Genomic DNA, 15296 nt, shown 5'->3' with positions numbered 1-15296 from the left:
TAACCTCTGTCGTCCGGCGGGCTGCCCACTCGACCGGGGTCCTTCCCTTGTGGTGGACCCAGCCAGGCAACGCGCCGATCCTCGGATCGGCGGCCCGTCCTGGTGGTTGGGAGTGTCACGCCGCCCAGGCATAGACACTCGTCCTGGGATGTAAGAAAACAGCGGTGGCCTATGACCGGGCGGAGCCGCTCGGACCCACGTGGTCCGGGCGGCGCAATCCGCCGCCGGACGCCGGCGCGGCTCAGGCCGCGTCCTTGAGCGCCTCGATCTCCCGCACCATCGACAGCCGCTCGAGCGCGCGGCGCTCGAGCGTGCGCACCTCGTTCTGGCGCAGTCCGAGACGGCGGCCGATCTCCTGGATGCCGACCGGCTTGGTGTCCCCGTTGAGGCCGTAGCGCATCTGCACGACCTGGCGCTCGGTGTCGCTGAGCCCCTCGAGCGCGTGGCGCACGGCGCTCTCGCGGAGGCTGACGACCACCTGCTCCTCGGGCGGCGGGGCGGCGGAGGCGAGGAGGTCGCCGAACGCGGTGCCCTCGCCCTCGCCCACCGGCCGGTCCAGGCTGGTGACGGTCCGCGCCATGTCGCGCAGCGCCTCGACCTCGCCGACGCCGAGCTCGGCGCGCACGGCCACCTCGTCGTCGGACGGCGGCCGCCCCAGCTCGGCCGACAGCTCCTTCTCGGCCTTCTGCGCGCGGCGCTCGCGTTGCAGCACGTTGGTGGGGATCCGGATCGTGCGCTCCTTGTTCTCCATCCCCCGCTGGATCGCCTGGCGGATCCAGTAGGTGGCGTAGGTGGAGAACTTGAAGCCGCGGCGCCAGTCGAACTTCTCGGCGGCGCGGATGAGGCCGAAGATCCCTTCCTGGATCAGGTCCAGGAGCGTCAGGCCGTCGGTCGGGTAGCGCTTGGCGATCGAGACCACGAGCGCCAGGTTGGAGGTGATCATCCGCTCCTTGGCCGCCTCGTCGCCGTTCTCGATCCGCTTGGCGAGCTCCACCTCCTCGGCGGCGCTCAGCAGCGGGTGCTTGCGGATCTCGCGCAGGAAGAGCGACAGCGCGTCGGTCGTGGCGCCGGCCAGCTCGCCGTTGAGGTAGTGCGTCGCCGGGACGCGCAGGCGGCCGCAGTCGTCGCTGAGCTCCAGGCCGCGCGTGCGGGCCTCGTCCTCGATCTGGCCCTGGGCCTCGTCGTCGAGCTCCAGGCGTGCGACGAGCGTCGCGATGTCGGCCAGGCAGAGGACGCCGTCGTCCTCGGCGAGGTCGAGCAGGGTGGTCACCGCGGCGCGCTGCCTGTCGTCGAGCTCCATCTCACTGAGTTACCCGCACGGGCTCGTAGGATGCGCCCGGTGTCACGTCCAGCGATCGAGACCATCGGCCTGCAGCGCGAGTTCAAGGGCGGCTTGAAGGCCGTCCAGGGGATCGACCTCGCGGTCGCGCCAGGCGAGGTGTACGGGTTCCTCGGCCCCAACGGCGCGGGCAAGACCACGACGGTGCGGATGCTCGTGACGCTGCTGCGCCCAACGGGCGGCCGCGCGACGATCGCGGGCTTCGACGTCGCCACGCAGCCGGCCGAGGTCCGGCGGCGGATCGGCGTCGCGCTCCAGGAGGCGGCGCTGGACCTCCTGATGACCGGCCGCGAGCTGATGGAGCTGCAGGCGACGCTGCACGGCATCCCGCGCCGGGCGGTGGCGCGGCGCGCCGATCAGCTGATCGAGCGCGTCGGGCTGGCGCAGGCCGCCGGGCGGCGCGTCGGGACCTATTCGGGCGGCATGCGCCGGCGGCTGGACCTCGCGATGGCGCTGATCCACGAGCCCGAGGTCCTGTTCCTCGACGAGCCGACGACGGGCCTGGACCCGACGTCGCGCATGACGCTGTGGGACGAGGTCCGCCGCCTGCGCGACGAGGGCACCACGGTCTTCCTGACCACGCAGTACCTGGAGGAGGCCGACGTGCTGGCCGACCGCGTCGGGATCATCGACAGCGGCGTGCTGGTGGCCGAGGGGACGCCCGCGGCGCTCAAAGCGCAGGTCGGCGCCCCGCATCTGGACATCACGCTCGGGGGCGAGCGCCCCGACGTGGAGGCCGCCCGCAGCGCGATCGGGCCGCTCGGCGAGCTGCTGGCGCACGGCGCCGGGGCCGGCGGCACGCACCTCTCGCTGCGCGTCGTCGAGGGCGCCGCCGCGATCGCGCCCGTCGTCCGCGCCCTGGACGACGCGGGCTGCGTCGTCGAGGGCATCGAGGTCGTGCGCCCGACGCTGGACGACGTCTTCGCCGAGCAGACCGGGCACCACCTGGAGGGCGCCGCGGCCGGCGAGCCGGTCGAGCCGGCCGTGCCGTCGTGATCGCCCCGGCGCTGGCGCTCGCGCGCCGGACCCTGATGGGCGCGGTGCGCCGCCCGCAGTTCCTCGCGCCGCTGGTGATCATGCCGACGCTGTTCCTCGCGGTGAACACCGGCGGGCTCACGCGCACGACCGGCCTGCCGGGCTTCCCGGACGTCGACAGCTTCCTGGACTTCGAGCTGGCCGGCGCGATCGTCCAGTCGCTGCTGCTCGGGGGCGTCATGCAGGGCATCGGCACCGCGCTGGAGATCGAGGGCGGGTTCTTCGACCGGCTCGTGGCCTCCCCCATCCCGCGCGTGTCGATCGTGCTCGGGCGCATCCTCGCCGGCTCGGCGATCGCGGCGGTCCAGGTCGTCTGGTTCCTCGTGCTCGGCCTGATCTTCGGCGCCCAGATCCGCGCGGGCGTGCCGGGCGCGCTGCTGGTGCTGGTCATCGGCGTGCTGGCCGGGACGGGGTTCGCCGCGCTGGGCGTGGTGCTCGCGCTGCGCGCCCGCAACGCCTCGACCGTGCAGGGCATCTTCCCGCTGGTCTTCGTGATCCTGCTGGTCTCCAGCGCCTGGTTCCCGCGCGAGCTGCTGCAGGCGCCGGCCGACTGGTTCGCCACCTACAACCCGCTGAGCTACATCGCCGAGGGCATGCGCGACCCGATCATCTCCTCGGTCTCGGCGCGCTCGGCGCTGGAGGGCGTGGCGTCGGCGGCGGCGCTGACCACGGTGTTCGTGGCCCTCGCCGTGTGGGCGCTGCGCGGAAGGCTGCGCGACGCATGAGGGCGAGCCTGTCGGTGATCCGCGCGCTCGTCGTGCGGGCGCTCAACGAGATCACGCGCGTCCCGGGCGCGGCGCTGCCGGGCGTGCTGGCGCCGACGATCTTCCTGATCGGGATGAGCGGCGTCTTCGGCGAGGCGGCGCGCCTGCCCGGCTTCGACGCGACCGACTTCCGCACGTTCGTCGTGCCCGTCGGCCTCCTGCAGGGCGCGGCGTTCACCGGCGCGGCGACGGGCGTCAACCTGGCGCGCGACATCGAGCGCGGGTGGTTCGACCGGCTGATGGTCTGCCCCGCGCCGCGGACCACGATCCTGCTGGGCATCGTGGCGAGCGCCGCGCTCCGGGCGCTGCTGCCGGCGACGTTCCTGCTCGTGGTCGCGTTCGCGCTCGGCACGGACTTCCCCGGCGTGGGCGCGCTGGCGCTCGACGTCGTGCTGGTCATGGGGCTGGCGACGGCGGTGGCGTTCTACTCGGTGCTCGTCGCCCTGCGGTTCCGCACGCAGCAGGCCGCCCCGCTCATGCAGGCGGTCGGCTTCATCGCCGTGCTCTTCACCACCGCCTACGCGCCGAAGGAGCTGCTGGCCGGGTGGCTGCGCGCGATCGCCACGGTCAACCCCGTCACGTTCGTCCTGGAGGGCGTGCGCCAGGGCTTCACCGGCGGCGTCACGTGGGGCGACACGTGGCCGGCGCTGCTGGCCGTGTTCGGGCTGCTGGCGGTGCTCGGCGGGCTTGCGACCCGGCGGCTGGGCCGCGTGGGCGTGTAGTTGCAGCACATCAAGCTGCAACGGATGTTGCAGCTTGCAGGGATTTTTGGTGGTAGAACGACGCCGCGCCGAATCGTTCGCTTGCGAACGGACGGGGGACCCACTGCGGCCACGAACCGGCCGCCGGGGCGAATCGACGTCTGGATGACGTCGTAGCGCTGCTCTCCGCAGCGCGAGCCCGACAGCTCACCCCGCAGGCGCGCCAACCATGCCTGTTCCCATCTTCCGCCTCCTCCTGGCGCTGCTCGCCGCGACGCTCGTCGTCCTGCCGGCCGCCGCCGACGCCAAGCCGCTCAAGCACGGCAGTCACGGCGCGCGCGTCAAGACGCTGCAGCGCGACCTGAGCATCTCCCCCGCCGACGGCGTGTTCGGCAAGGGCACGCTGCGCGCGGTCAAGCGCTTCCAGCGCCGCCACGACCTGACCGCCGACGGCGTCGTCGGCGCCGGGACGTGGGCGATGATCCGCCGTGCGCGCCGCGCACACAGCAGCGCCTCGGCGGGCAGCAGCAGCGTCCGCGTCGCCACCCGCGGCGCCCCGGTGCGCCTGCTGCAGCGCAAGCTCGGCGTCGGCGCCGACGGCGTCTTCGGCCCGGGCACGTCGAGCGCCGTCAAGCGCTTCCAGCGCGCCCACGGACTCACCGCCGACGGCATCGTCGGACCCGGCACCTGGAAGGCGCTCGGCATTCGCGGCTCGCACCCGGTGCTCAAGCGTGCGCACCTGCGCGGCGCCACCGCGGTTTCGGCGTCCGTTCGCCTGCTGCGCCGCGCGGTCGCCGCCGGCAACCGCATCGCCCGTCGGCCCTACGTCTACGGCGGTGGCCACGGGAGCTTCAAGGCGTCGGGCTATGACTGCTCGGGCTCGGTCTCCTACGTGCTGCACGCGATGGGCAAGCTCAGCCGCCCGATGGACTCGAGCGAGTTGATGCACTACGGCTCGCCCGGGCCCGGCCGCCACGTGACCGTCTACGCGAACCCCGGCCACGCCTTCATGGTCATCGACGGCCGGCGCTTCGACACCTCCGGGCGCTCGGGCAACGGCTCGCGCTGGCAGCCCGACAGCCGCTCGGCGGCGGGCTACACCGTGCGGCATCCGGCGGGGCTGTAGGGGGCGCGGGCGCCTGGTGTCCTCCCCGGGGCGCCGGGATGGGGTCGTGGTCCGTGGCGTTGTTGCGCTCCGTTCGTGCGCTGGTCGTCGTGCGGGGCGTGGTCCGGCGGCGATGACGGGTGCGTGAACGGGAGTGCCGGCGCCTCGTGTCCTCCGCGGGGCGCCGGGGTCGGGGTCGTGGTCCGTGGCGTTGTCGCGCTCCGTTCGTGCGCTGGTCGTGGTGCGGGGCGTGGTCCGGCGGCGATGACGAGTGCGTGAACGGGGTGCGGGCGCGTCGTGTTCTCCGCGGGGCGCCGGGGTCGGGGTCGTTCGGGCGCGAATGATGCACCGCGCGCGACCGTTGGCGGATAGGGGTCGGCACACGACCCCAACCCGCCATCCGTCTCGGTGGCGACCGGCGAACGGCACTTGGACGTTGAGATGCAACGGCCAGGTGCCGCTCGTCTCCCACTCGGCCGATCGATGGCGAATCGCCGTTGAGATGCAACGTCAAGTCGCCATCCGTCCTGCGGACGCCCGCCCACCCGGGCGCCCCGCGGACGACCGACCCCGCCTGCGCCCTGCAAGCGCGTTCACTCCGTCACTGCCCCCACGACGCGCCGGCACTCCGACAGCGCCCGAGCGGAACGCCACCGGCGCCCGCCCCGCCCCGCCCCCCTACCGCCGCGCGCAGCGCTTGGCGGCGGTCGCGCCGGCCCGCGTCACGCAGCGCGCGGTGGGCTTCTTGGGCTTGGCTGCGGCTGCGGTGGCCGAGCCGCGGGAGCCGAAGTCGGTGACGTAGGTGGCCGCGTCGCCGCGGACGCCGGCCTGGGGCGCGCCCGGTGCGATGCCGATGCCGATCTCGACGAAGGCGCCGTTGAGGATGTTGGCGCGGTGGCCCGCGCTGTGCATCCAGCTGTCGACGATCGACGCCGGCGTGCCGGAGCCGCCCGACCCCCAGGCGATGTTCTCGCCGGCGGTCCAGGAACCCGAAGCGGCGACCCAGCCTGCGGCCTTGATGCGCTGGAGCATCGTCGAGCCGTCGGGCGAGACGTGGTCGAAGAACCTGCGGCCCACCATCTCGCGGGCGTAGGCGGAGGCGGCGGCGCGCAGCGGCGACGAGCTGCTGAGCGCCGGCAGGTGCTGCGCCGCGCGCTGCTCGTTGAGCAGGCACAGCGTCGCGGCCACGGCGCCGGGATCGGCGGGCGGCCCGCCCTCACCGGCGCACGCGGCCAACGCCGGTGCGGGGAGCGCGAGCGCCAGGAGCGCGCCGCAGGACAGCAGGAGTCGGCGCGCGTAGGTCGGCACTCCCGGTGCCCATCGGGCTTCTGCGCCCTCGCATGACGCGGTGCGCTGGATTCTGGACGATCGTTTGAGAAGGGGCGGGACGTCCCCGGCCGTGCGGGGCCGGGGACGCCCACCGGTTGGCCACCATTCCGGTCCAGCGGAGAGCGGTGGCCAAGCTGGGGTCAGCCGATCGTCAGCGACGACGGATCGGCCGGATCGACGCGCACCGGGACGGTGCCCCCGGGCTGGAAGCTCGCGATCGCGCTGCGCGAGATCGCCTGCTCGTGCGTCACGGCGTAGGCCGGCCCGCCGCCGACCGACACCGACAGGTCGAGCTCGACGATCGGGTCGTCGTCGACCGTCGTGCCGGCGTCGCGGACCGCCTGGATCGTCGCGGTGCCGATGCGACCACCGGCGACGGCGCGATGCTCGGGCGGCACCATCGCTCCGGCCTGCTCCTCGAGGTTGCGGATGTCCTTCAAGAACCCCATGTTGCTCGTCTGCTCCTGGAGGGATCGGGGATGGTGTGCCGTCGATGACCGGCGTGCTCATCCGTGCTCACGCCGGTCGAGGACGACGCTACGTCCGCCACGCCCGCGCGTCAGTGTCGATCCGGTCTCAGGCGCGCGGCGTCATGAACGCCACGGGGACGGTGAGTCCCGCCGCGCGGCGCACCGAGGCGATCCGGCGCCCCGGCTGGACCGCGTCGCGCGGCCCGCTCACGCGTTCGGCCCCGAGCAGCGCGCAGGTGGCGTCGAGATCCGCCACCACGAACGTGATCCCCCACAGCCGCGACGGCCCGTCGTCGTCCGGCTCCGGCGGTCCGACGACCTCGACGATCGCCTCGGCCGTCAGCAGGAACCCCTGGCGCAGCGGCTGCTCGGGCGTGCCGGCGTCGCGGACCGCCCGCAGCTCGAAGCCCGCGGCCTCGAAGGCCTCGAACGTCCGCACGGTGTCGGGCGTCATGACCACGACGTGGTCGATCGCGACGGTCCCGTTGGGATGCGCGGGCGAGGACCGCTCGGCGTCGGGCGCCGGCTTGACCGCGGTCGGCACGCCGTCGATCCCGTCGTCGGCGGGGATCGCGCCATGCAGCGCCCAGCCCTCGATCCCGCCGGCTCCGCCACGCAGCAGCAGGTCGGTCGGGCCCACGCGACAGCGCCCGTCGCCGTCGACGGCGAACCCCAGCGCCGTCCAGTCCTCCGCCACGCCGGCCACGTCGAGCTCGACGAGCCGCGGACGGCTCACGCCGGGGCTCCCTCGCCCTGGGCGGCCAGCGCCGCGTAGCGCCCGCCCCGCTCGATCAGCTCCTCGTGCGTGCCGCGCTCCACCAGCCGCCCGCCGTCGAGCACGACGATCTGGTCGGCATCGCGGACCGTCGAGAGGCGGTGCGCGATCGCGATCGTCGTGCGGCCCTCGGCCAGGCGGTCGAGCGCGTCCTGCACGGCGCGCTCGGTCTCGGTGTCCAGCGCGCTGGTGGCCTCGTCGAGCACGAGGATCGGCGGGTTGCGCAGCACGACGCGCGCGATCGCGATGCGCTGCTTCTCGCCGCCGGAGAACCGGTAGCCGCGCTCGCCGACGACCGTGTCGTAGCCCGCGGGCAGCGACGCGATCAGGTCGTGGATCTGCGCGGCGCGCGCCGCGTTCTCGAGCTCCTCGTCGGTCGCGGTCGGGCGCGCGAAGCGCAGGTTCTCGCGGACGGTCGCGTGGAAGAGGTAGGTGTCCTGCGACACGAGCCCGACCGTGCGGGCCAGCGACGCGAAGCTCGCGTCGCGCACGTCCACGCCGTCGATCGTCACGCGGCCCGCGCGCACGTCGTAGAGCCGCGCCGCGAGGTAGGCGAGCGTCGTCTTGCCGCTGCCCGTCTCCCCCACGATCGCCGTGAACGAGCCCGCCGGGACGTCGAGGTCGATGCCGTCGAGCGTCGGCGCGACGTCCTCGTCGTAGCCGAACGTCACGTCCTCGAAGCGCACCTCGCCGCGGATGTCGTGCAGCTGCACCGGGTCGGCGCGCTCCGCGAGGTCGATCGGCAGGTCGAGGTACTCGAAGATGCGGTGAAACAGCGCCATGGAGCTCTGCAGGTCGACCGACACCGACAGCAGCGAGCCGATCGGGAACAGCAGCCGCGTCTGCAGGGTCGTGAAGGCCACCAGGGTGCCGACGCTGATCGCCGACGTCTGCCCCGCGAACCAGTAGACGAGCGCGGGCATGATCGCGAAGCTCATCTGCACCGACGCCATGCGCCAGCGCCCGGCCATGCGCGAGCGGACCTCCAGCGTCGCCAGCTCGCGCGACTCCGCCGTGAAGCGGTCGACGAGCTCGTCGCCGCGGCCCATCGTGCGGCCGAGCAGGATGCCGGTGACCGACAGCGACTCCTCGACCAGGGACGACATGTCGGCCACGCGCCCCTGGCGCTGGGCGGTGATCTTGCGGCGCTCGCCGCCGACGCGCCGGGTCATCCACACGAAGAACGGCAGGACGACCAGCGAGAACGCCGCCAGCCGCCAGTCCAGCACGAACATCGCGGCGACGGTCGCCAGGACCGTCGTGACGTTGGAGACGATGGACGTCGCCGTGCTCGTCACGACGCTCTGGATGCCGCCGATGTCGGACGCGATCCGCGCCTGCACCTCGCCGGTGCGCGTGCGCGTGAAGAACGCCAGCGACATCCGCTGCAGGTGGCGGTACACCGCGGCGCGGAGGTCGTGCATGACCTCCTGGCCGACGATGTTGGACAGGTAGGTCTGCGCGACCCCGAGCGCGCCGGTGACGATCGCGATCGCGATCATGCCGGCCACCAGCCACGTCAGCTGCGTCGTGTCGCGCTGGGGGATCGCCTGGTCGAGGACCTCGCGCAGCAGGAACGGCGACACCATGCTCAGCCCGGCGCTCAGCGCGATGAGCGCGAGCACGGAGAAGAGCCGTGCGCGGTATGGCCGGAACAGCGCGGCGATGCGCCGCAACTCGGAGCGCTCGGGCGTCACGAGGCCTGGCTGCCGGCCAGGCGACCGCCGGCGACGTCGGCGACCTCGTCGAGCACCTCGGCGAGATCGCCGGCCAGCGCCGGCCACGAGTAGCGGTCGCGGGCGTCGCGCCACGCGCGCCGCCCGCGCCGGCGGCGCTCGACCGGATCGCCGATGCACTCGACCATGGCGTCGGCGAGCTGCGCCTCGTCGTCGGGCGCGACGAGCCATCCCGTCGTGCCGTCGTCGACGATGTCGGCAGGCCCGAAGCGGTCGACGGCGATCGGTGGCAGGCCGCAGGCCATGCCCTCGACGAGCACCGAGCCGAACTGCTCGCGCACCGAGGCGAGCACCAGCGCGTCCGACGCCGAGAGGAAGGACGGCAGCTCGTCGTGGCCGTGCCAGCCGGCGAGGAAGACGTTGCGCGCGCAGGAGGCGGCGACCGCGTCGGACGGATGCTCGCCCTCCCACTCCCCCGGGTAGCCGCCGAGCAGCACGAGCGACGCGTCGGCCGTCAGGCGCCCCGAGGCCTGGGCGCGGGCCCAGGCGCGCACGAGGAGGCCGAGGCGCTTGACGGCGGTGAAGCGGCTCACGCAGATGAGCACCGGGCCGCGCGAGAGCGGCTCGACCTCGTGGGCGCTGTAGCCGATGCTGCCCTCGTCGCCGCCGGGGCGCCAGCCGCGCGGCTCGCGGACGAGGTGGTGGCGCCAGTGCGTGCCGCGGTCGACCTCGAGGCGATCGAAGGTCTCGGGATCGAAGCCGTTGGGGCTCAGCACGCAGCGGCCGGGATCCACGCCGAGCAGCTCCTCGGCGCGGGCGACCTGGCCGGGCGACAGCACGAGCAGGCGCTCGGACCGCTGGGCCCAGCGGCGCATCCGCCGCACCCAGGCGTCGGCGTGCGGCCACGGCGCGCCGTCGGCGATCTCCTCGAGCATGAGCAGCTCGGTGCCGTGCAGGTGCGTGATGACCGGCACGCCGGGCGCGACGCGCGCCGCGGCTTCGTGCAGCGGCGTGAGGTGATGGAGGTGCAGGACGTCGTGCTCGGCGGCGCCGGCCTCGCTCAGCGCGTCGGCCCAGGCGTCGACGTGGCGCTCGAAGCCCGCGTCGTCGATGGCGGCGAAGACGCCGTCGGTCGCGCCCGGGCGGTCCTCGTAGGACGGATGCATCGGCGCGTCGCCGGCGTCGAAGTCGACCGGGTGGATGTCGAGGCCCGCGTAGAAGGCGCGGGCGTCGCCGTGGCCGTCGCGCGAGCCGGCGACGAGGGTCACGTCCCAGCCGTGTGCGGGCAGCTCGTGGGCCAGTGCACGGGCGACATGCGCGGATCCACCACGAGGGAAGAACATCAGTCCGGAGAGCACACGCACACCACTGTTGTACCGGATGGCGGGCGAAACCCGGGTATGGAGTCGGGATTCAGGAGGTCTCGACGGTCACCGACGAGACCCCGCGGTGCGGCGCGAGGCGCTCGGCGGCGGCCTGCAGCGCCCTGGGGTCGGGCCGGTCGGCGGCCGGGCCGAGCGGCGCGACGGCGACCGTGAGGCGCTTGCCCTGCTTGCGCGCGCGCCACAGCGCCGCGGGTCGCCCGTCGACCAGGACGAGCCCGGGTCCTGCGAGGACCGCGAACAGCTGCTTGCGCAGGGCGGGATCGGGCACGAGCGCCTCGCGGTCGCGGCCGACGAGCAAAGGGTCGCCGGGCGCGAGCAGGCGGACCCCCGGGGCGGGCGGCGGGTCCTGGAGCCGCGGGAGGTCGCGCGTGAGCGCCCAGGCGGGCGCGCCGCCGACCGCGACCTCGCTGACCTCGCCGGCCGCGCTCGTCCAGAGCGCCTTGGCGTGCGCGGTGCCGAGGCCCGACCACTGCTGGAAGTGTTGGTGCGTGGAGGGCCCGTAGGCGGTCAGGTAGCGGCGCACGAGCTCGATGCCGGCGGTCGCGCGGTCCGGAGCATCCCAGCCGGTCCACTGGTCGGTGCGGGCGAACGCGGGCTGCCGGCCCACGCGCCCCGCGAGGCACAGCCGCCCGTGGAGGCCGGCCAGGACCAGCAGCCCGCGGCGCGCGTGGTGGGTCTCGCAGCCCTTGCACCACGGCAGCAGCGCGCCGGGCAGCCGCTGCCGGAGCGCCTCGTGCAGGTCGTCGCGGCTCAGCGTGGCCCCATCGAGCGCGTCGGAGATCGCGGCGACGCCGAGCGCGACCGGCTCCGCGAAGCCCTCCGAGATGTCCGGCAGCGCCGGTCCCGCGATCGCCTTCAGGCCGGCGTCGTCGTCGCCGGGCAGCATGGCGGTCGCGTACGTGGCGGCCTCCCCGGCGGGCAGGACGGCGGTGGCGGTGCGCGCGTTGTAGAGCGCGACCAGCGTGCGGTCCTCGAAGAGCGCGCGGTCCAGCCAGCCGGCGTCGATCGCTCCGTCCTCGGTTCGGGCCAGCACGGCCGCGACCGCGGTCCCCGGTGGCGAGTCCTGCACCGTCCAGCCGCGCAGCGCGGCGCTGGCGTCCGCGGCGGGCGTGGCGAGATCCTGGCCCGCGAGACGGAAGGCGAGCACCTGCTCTGCGGCGACGTTCATCGCCGCCGGAGGGTAGGGGCGCGGGCTCAGCGCTTGCGGAAGACGATGGCGGTCGGGACCGTGCGCCCGCCGGGCAGCGCGATGCCGTGCGCCTCGCGCGGCGCGTTGCGCAGCCGCCCGCCACAGACCAGCGAGGTCGAGCCGCCGCCGTCGAGGTTCATCGCCTGGACCGCCCCCAGCGCGGCCATCGCCTCGGCCAGCTCGGCCATGCTCAGCCCGGCCTCGTCGTCGGCGCGTCCGTCGCACGCGACGGCCAGCGCCTCGCCGCGGCGCGTGATGCCGATCGCGGTCCGCGGGTAGCGGCCGTCGGTGATGTCTGAGTCGAACTGGTGCGAGCCGGCCGAGAAGCCCTCGCGGTCGCCGGTCACCAGCGCGCCGCCGCGCACCAGGAGCGGGCCGGCCTGCAGCAGGTCGCCGGCGGGCTCGGCGGGCAGGTCGTGGCGGTGGCCGATCGTCAACTTGCCGCCGCTGACGCTCAGCGAGGCGCGGACGTCGCCGTAGGGCGTGGCGAACGGCACGTGGCGCCGCACCACGCCGCCCGTGCGCAGCTCGCCCAGCGGCGTCAGGTCGGGCCGCTGGTAGAAGCCGCCGACCAGCGCCTCGTCGAACCCGTTGGCCTGGCAGTAGGCCTCCAGCGGCAGCGGGCGCGCCAGCCGGACGACGCGGACCTCGGTGCGGCGCAGGTCGTAGCGCGCGACGTAGAGCGTCGTCCGCGCGCCGTCGCCGAGGCGCAGGCGCTCGCGGCGCAGGTGCCGGAGCTTCGGCAGCGGCGGCAGCAGCTGCGTCATGCGAGGGCGGGTGGCCATGGCGCGAGGCATAAGGGTGAAGGGTCAGGTCGTCGTTGTCGTGAAGGTCGTGTGACGGTGGTCGACCGGCGGACCACGCAGTTTGAGTTCGGAGCCGGCTTCCCGCCCCCTCCCGGCGACCAGGTTCGCGAACCTTAGGTACGCGGCCGGAGGGCATCGGGTGCGGCCATGCCCCCACGCCGCCGCGCGCGAAACTCGCGCCCCTTGACGCGGTTGCCGCAGAGCTGCATGGAGCACCACTGGCGCGAGCGGTTGCGCGAGCCGTCGTAGAACAGCCATCCGCAGTGCGGGCCCGGGCAGGCCTTCAGGCGGCTCCAGCTGCCCTCGGCCATCGCCTCGGCCACCACGCCGAGCACGAGCGCCAGCGCCGCGTCGGGCCCGTCCCCCGCGGGCGCGTGGCGCGGGTGGGCGTCGCCGCCGCCGAAGCGCAGGTGCAGCGCGCCCCGCCGCCCGAGCGCGTCGAGCACCGCGAGCTCGGGGGCGTCGGGCGGATCGTGCGGCGCGTCGTGGTGGCGGCGGGCCAGCGCGCGCAGGGCTTCGCGCAGCTCGACGGCGCGAGCGCGGTCGGCCGCTCCGGCGGCCTCGCCGGCGAAGCCGCGCGCCCGCAGCCAGCGGCGGAAGCCGGCGACGTCGGCCCACTCGTCGGCGCCGCCCCGGCCGAGGTCCCAGAACGAGTTGGTGAACGCCTGCACGAGCCCGAGGCGGCCCGGGGCGGGCGTGCGGCCCGAGGGCTGGGGGCCGGGGTCGAAGCGATCCACGCACGCCATGGTTGCGCACAACCACCCAACCTGTCTACGCTGGTTAGGTCGTGCCCGACGCCGAGGAGCCGCCGCCCCGGATCTGCCCCACCTGCGGGCAGGAGGGTCGCACGCGGTTCGAGCGCTGTCCGCATTGCAACGGGTCGTACTTCGCCACGCCGCCGGACGTGCGGCGCCGGCGCCGGATCATCGGCGGGGCCGCGGGCGCGGTTGTCGCGGCGGCGCTGGCCGCGTTCGCCGTGCTCGCGTTCGGCGATCGCACGGACCGCGAGGCGCGCCAGAAGGCCGAGACCGCCCAGCGCGTCGCCGCGCTGCGGGCCAGGATCGCCCGCTACCAGGCGCCGCACCATGGCGCGGCGCGCTCGCTGCGCCCGCCCGCCGGCGCCGGCGCCGCCCGGCGGCTCGCCGCGCGCGCCTCGCTGGTGCGTGCCGTGGAGGTCCGGATCACCGCCGACGCGCGCGGCCGCGAGCGGACGGGCGAGCTCGACGGGCCGATCCTCGGCACGGAGTGCGGTCCGATCCTGAAGTCCAAGACCGCGATCCCCGACGACCGCGTCCTGACCAAGCACATCGGTCGCTACGACTGCGTGGCGATCAAGAAGCACGTCGAGGGCATCGGCGGCGAGAACGTCGCCGAGCTGGGCCACGCCTTCGTCGCCGCGCTGAACTTCGACACCTACACCTACACCTGGTGCCGGAACACCCCGGCCCAGGGCGAGGCCGGCGTCGCCCTCGTCTTCGTCCGCCTCGACCGCGCGTGCCTGGCGGCGACGGGCCAGGCGCTGGGGACGGGCTACGTGGCCTCCGACGACCCGACGCGCTGACAGGCGAAGCCTCGCCCAGGGGGCTCGTTTCGCTGCAGGTACTCGCCCAGGGGCTCGTACCCGCGGTCCAGTAGGGACCCGGGCTCCTAGCTACGGACGGTTCTTCTTCCGCGACGCCCGCGAGCGTTTCGCCGCGGCGCGGTTGCGCGCCTTGCGGCGCTTGAGGTCGGCCTCCTGGCGGGCCTTGGCCTCGGCTTTGGTCTCGGGCTCGTCGCCGGTCGGCGCGACGCTGCGCGCGTCGGTGACGATCGCCCACGCGATGCCGAGCAGCAGGATCCCGCCGGCAAGCACGATCAGCGTGGTCTGCCAGCCCTTCAGGCCGCCGTCGTCGGTCGTGCTCGACGAGGAGGTCGTGGTCGGCTCCGGCGGCGCCGTCTGGGCCGGCGGCAGCGGCGCGAACGGCGAGTCCTGGGCCTGGGCGGCGACGGGCGCCGCGAGGGCGGCGAGGCAGATGAGGAGCCTGAACCGGCGAAGCATCGAGCGCGACATCCTTCCACGTGCGGCGGGCGCAATGGAAAAGCCTGCTGTCGATAGGCTGGGAAGGACATGCCGCCCAAGCAGCGCCAGATCCGGATGCAGCAGCAAGGTGGACTTGCTGCGATGCAGCAGCTCGAGACCCGCTCCGACGAGGAGCTCGAGCGCGAGCAGAAGTTCAAGGCGGCCGCGCAGGCCATCCTCGGCGCGCGTGCGGCGGAGCGCTACGACGCCAAGGCCGCGCGCGAGCACTTCCGCCAGGCGCTGGCGTCCGCCCGCCCGCAGGAGCGCATGGCGCTGCGCCGCATGGCCGACGCGTCGCTGGCCCTCGCCGAGCGCCGCCCGGACGACCTCAAGGCCGCCGTCGAGCGCCTCGGGCAGGCTCCGCCGTCCAACCGCCAGCTCATGCTGCTGCGCTTCATGGGGCTCGTGGCGCCGCCCGGCAACGCCGGCGTCCTGGCGCGTGTGCGCGGCATCGTCATCATCCTCGCGCTGATCGTCGCGCTCGTGCTCGTCGGCACCGGCATCGCCCTGCTCATCGGCCTGCCCTTCGGCGGCCTGAGCCTGCTGACCGCGGTCTGGCTCGGCATCGTCATCGTGATCCTCGCGCTGGTCGTGCTCGCCGTCCTGGGGCGCCGTCGCCAGGGCCGCGCCAAGGCCGCGCGGGCGGCCGGACCAGGGAAGTAG

General features: G+C 74.5%; 16 protein-coding genes and 1 riboswitch. Of the genes, 6 read left to right on the top strand and 10 right to left on the bottom strand.

Annotated elements, in window-relative coordinates; all coding sequences use genetic code 11:
- Positions 1 to 241: 241 nt before the first annotated feature.
- Positions 242 to 1300: a sigma-70 family RNA polymerase sigma factor gene (locus VK501_RS26910; RefSeq protein WP_324343097.1), complete on the bottom strand. Its 1059-nt coding sequence runs from the start codon at positions 1298 to 1300 to the stop codon at positions 242 to 244.
- Positions 1301 to 1330: 30 nt separating this feature from the next.
- On the opposite strand from VK501_RS26910, the gene VK501_RS26905 reads away from it, so the two are divergent.
- From VK501_RS26905 to VK501_RS26890, 4 genes are all read left to right on the top strand, one after another.
- Positions 1331 to 2335 carry an ATP-binding cassette domain-containing protein gene (locus VK501_RS26905; protein ID WP_349261068.1) on the top strand — a complete coding sequence of 335 codons (1005 nt, stop codon included), beginning with the start codon at positions 1331 to 1333 and terminating at the stop codon, positions 2333 to 2335.
- Entirely contained in the window at positions 2332 to 3099 is a 768-nt protein-coding gene (locus VK501_RS26900; RefSeq protein WP_324343093.1) for an ABC transporter permease, read from the top strand. The genes VK501_RS26905 and VK501_RS26900 overlap by 4 nt, the downstream gene beginning before the upstream one ends.
- Positions 3096 to 3860, top strand: a complete 765-nt coding sequence (locus VK501_RS26895) for an ABC transporter permease (protein WP_324343091.1) — start codon at positions 3096 to 3098, stop codon at positions 3858 to 3860. Before VK501_RS26900 ends, VK501_RS26895 begins: the two co-directional genes overlap by 4 nt.
- Before the next feature lie 66 nt (positions 3861 to 3926).
- Positions 3927 to 4060: riboswitch (cyclic di-AMP (ydaO/yuaA leader) on the top strand.
- Positions 4061 to 4068: 8 nt separating this feature from the next.
- Positions 4069 to 4965 carry a peptidoglycan-binding protein gene (locus VK501_RS26890; RefSeq protein ID WP_324343088.1) on the top strand — a complete coding sequence of 299 codons (897 nt, stop codon included), beginning with the start codon at positions 4069 to 4071 and terminating at the stop codon, positions 4963 to 4965.
- A 657-nt stretch (positions 4966 to 5622) separates the two neighbouring features.
- Here VK501_RS26890 and VK501_RS26885 read toward each other — a convergent pair.
- The 8 genes from VK501_RS26885 to VK501_RS26850 all read right to left on the bottom strand — a co-directional run bounded on the left by VK501_RS26885 (position 5623) and on the right by VK501_RS26850 (position 13311).
- Positions 5623 to 6252, bottom strand: a complete 630-nt coding sequence (locus VK501_RS26885; RefSeq protein WP_324343086.1) for a CAP domain-containing protein — start codon at positions 6250 to 6252, stop codon at positions 5623 to 5625.
- A 161-nt stretch (positions 6253 to 6413) separates the two neighbouring features.
- Positions 6414 to 6722: a DUF3592 domain-containing protein gene (locus VK501_RS26880; protein ID WP_324343084.1), complete on the bottom strand. Its 309-nt coding sequence runs from the start codon at positions 6720 to 6722 to the stop codon at positions 6414 to 6416.
- Positions 6723 to 6849: 127 nt separating this feature from the next.
- Positions 6850 to 7479, bottom strand: a complete 630-nt coding sequence (locus VK501_RS26875) for a VOC family protein (protein ID WP_324343082.1) — start codon at positions 7477 to 7479, stop codon at positions 6850 to 6852.
- On the bottom strand, positions 7476 to 9215 hold the full coding sequence (locus VK501_RS26870) for an ABC transporter ATP-binding protein (protein WP_324343080.1): 1740 nt from the start codon (positions 9213 to 9215) through the stop codon (positions 7476 to 7478). The genes VK501_RS26875 and VK501_RS26870 overlap by 4 nt, the downstream gene beginning before the upstream one ends.
- Complete coding sequence (locus VK501_RS26865) at positions 9212 to 10552, bottom strand: glycosyltransferase family 4 protein (RefSeq protein WP_324343078.1); 1341 nt, start codon at positions 10550 to 10552, stop codon at positions 9212 to 9214. The genes VK501_RS26870 and VK501_RS26865 overlap by 4 nt, the downstream gene beginning before the upstream one ends.
- Before the next feature lie 55 nt (positions 10553 to 10607).
- Positions 10608 to 11747, bottom strand: a complete 1140-nt coding sequence (locus VK501_RS26860; protein WP_324343076.1) for a winged helix DNA-binding domain-containing protein — start codon at positions 11745 to 11747, stop codon at positions 10608 to 10610.
- 26 nt (positions 11748 to 11773) lie between these two features.
- Positions 11774 to 12553, bottom strand: a complete 780-nt coding sequence (locus VK501_RS26855) for a phosphodiester glycosidase family protein (protein ID WP_324343074.1) — start codon at positions 12551 to 12553, stop codon at positions 11774 to 11776.
- A 134-nt stretch (positions 12554 to 12687) separates the two neighbouring features.
- The gene (locus VK501_RS26850) at positions 12688 to 13311 is read right to left on the bottom strand and encodes a CGNR zinc finger domain-containing protein (protein WP_324343072.1); all 624 of its coding nucleotides are present in this window, start codon (positions 13309 to 13311) and stop codon (positions 12688 to 12690) included.
- Positions 13312 to 13361: 50 nt separating this feature from the next.
- Here VK501_RS26850 and VK501_RS26845 point away from each other — a divergent pair, with 50 nt between their 5' ends.
- Positions 13362 to 14135 (top strand): hypothetical protein, encoded by a 774-nt coding sequence (locus tag VK501_RS26845; RefSeq protein WP_324343070.1) that lies wholly within the window; start codon positions 13362 to 13364, stop codon positions 14133 to 14135.
- A gap of 90 nt (positions 14136 to 14225) precedes the next feature.
- Here the strand turns inward: VK501_RS26845 and VK501_RS26840 are convergent, their stop codons facing one another.
- A complete protein-coding gene (locus VK501_RS26840; RefSeq protein WP_324343068.1) occupies positions 14226 to 14612 on the bottom strand; it encodes a hypothetical protein in 387 nt (128 codons plus the stop codon).
- 69 nt (positions 14613 to 14681) lie between these two features.
- Here VK501_RS26840 and VK501_RS26835 point away from each other — a divergent pair, with 69 nt between their 5' ends.
- Positions 14682 to 15296, top strand: a complete 615-nt coding sequence (locus VK501_RS26835; RefSeq protein WP_324343065.1) for a hypothetical protein — start codon at positions 14682 to 14684, stop codon at positions 15294 to 15296.

It is taken from the genome of Baekduia sp., assembly GCF_035318805.1.
GTDB lineage: Bacteria > Actinomycetota > Thermoleophilia > Solirubrobacterales > Solirubrobacteraceae > Baekduia.
The sequence above is the reverse complement of the archived record's forward strand: the minus strand, read 5'-3'. Positions and strand labels throughout refer to the sequence as shown.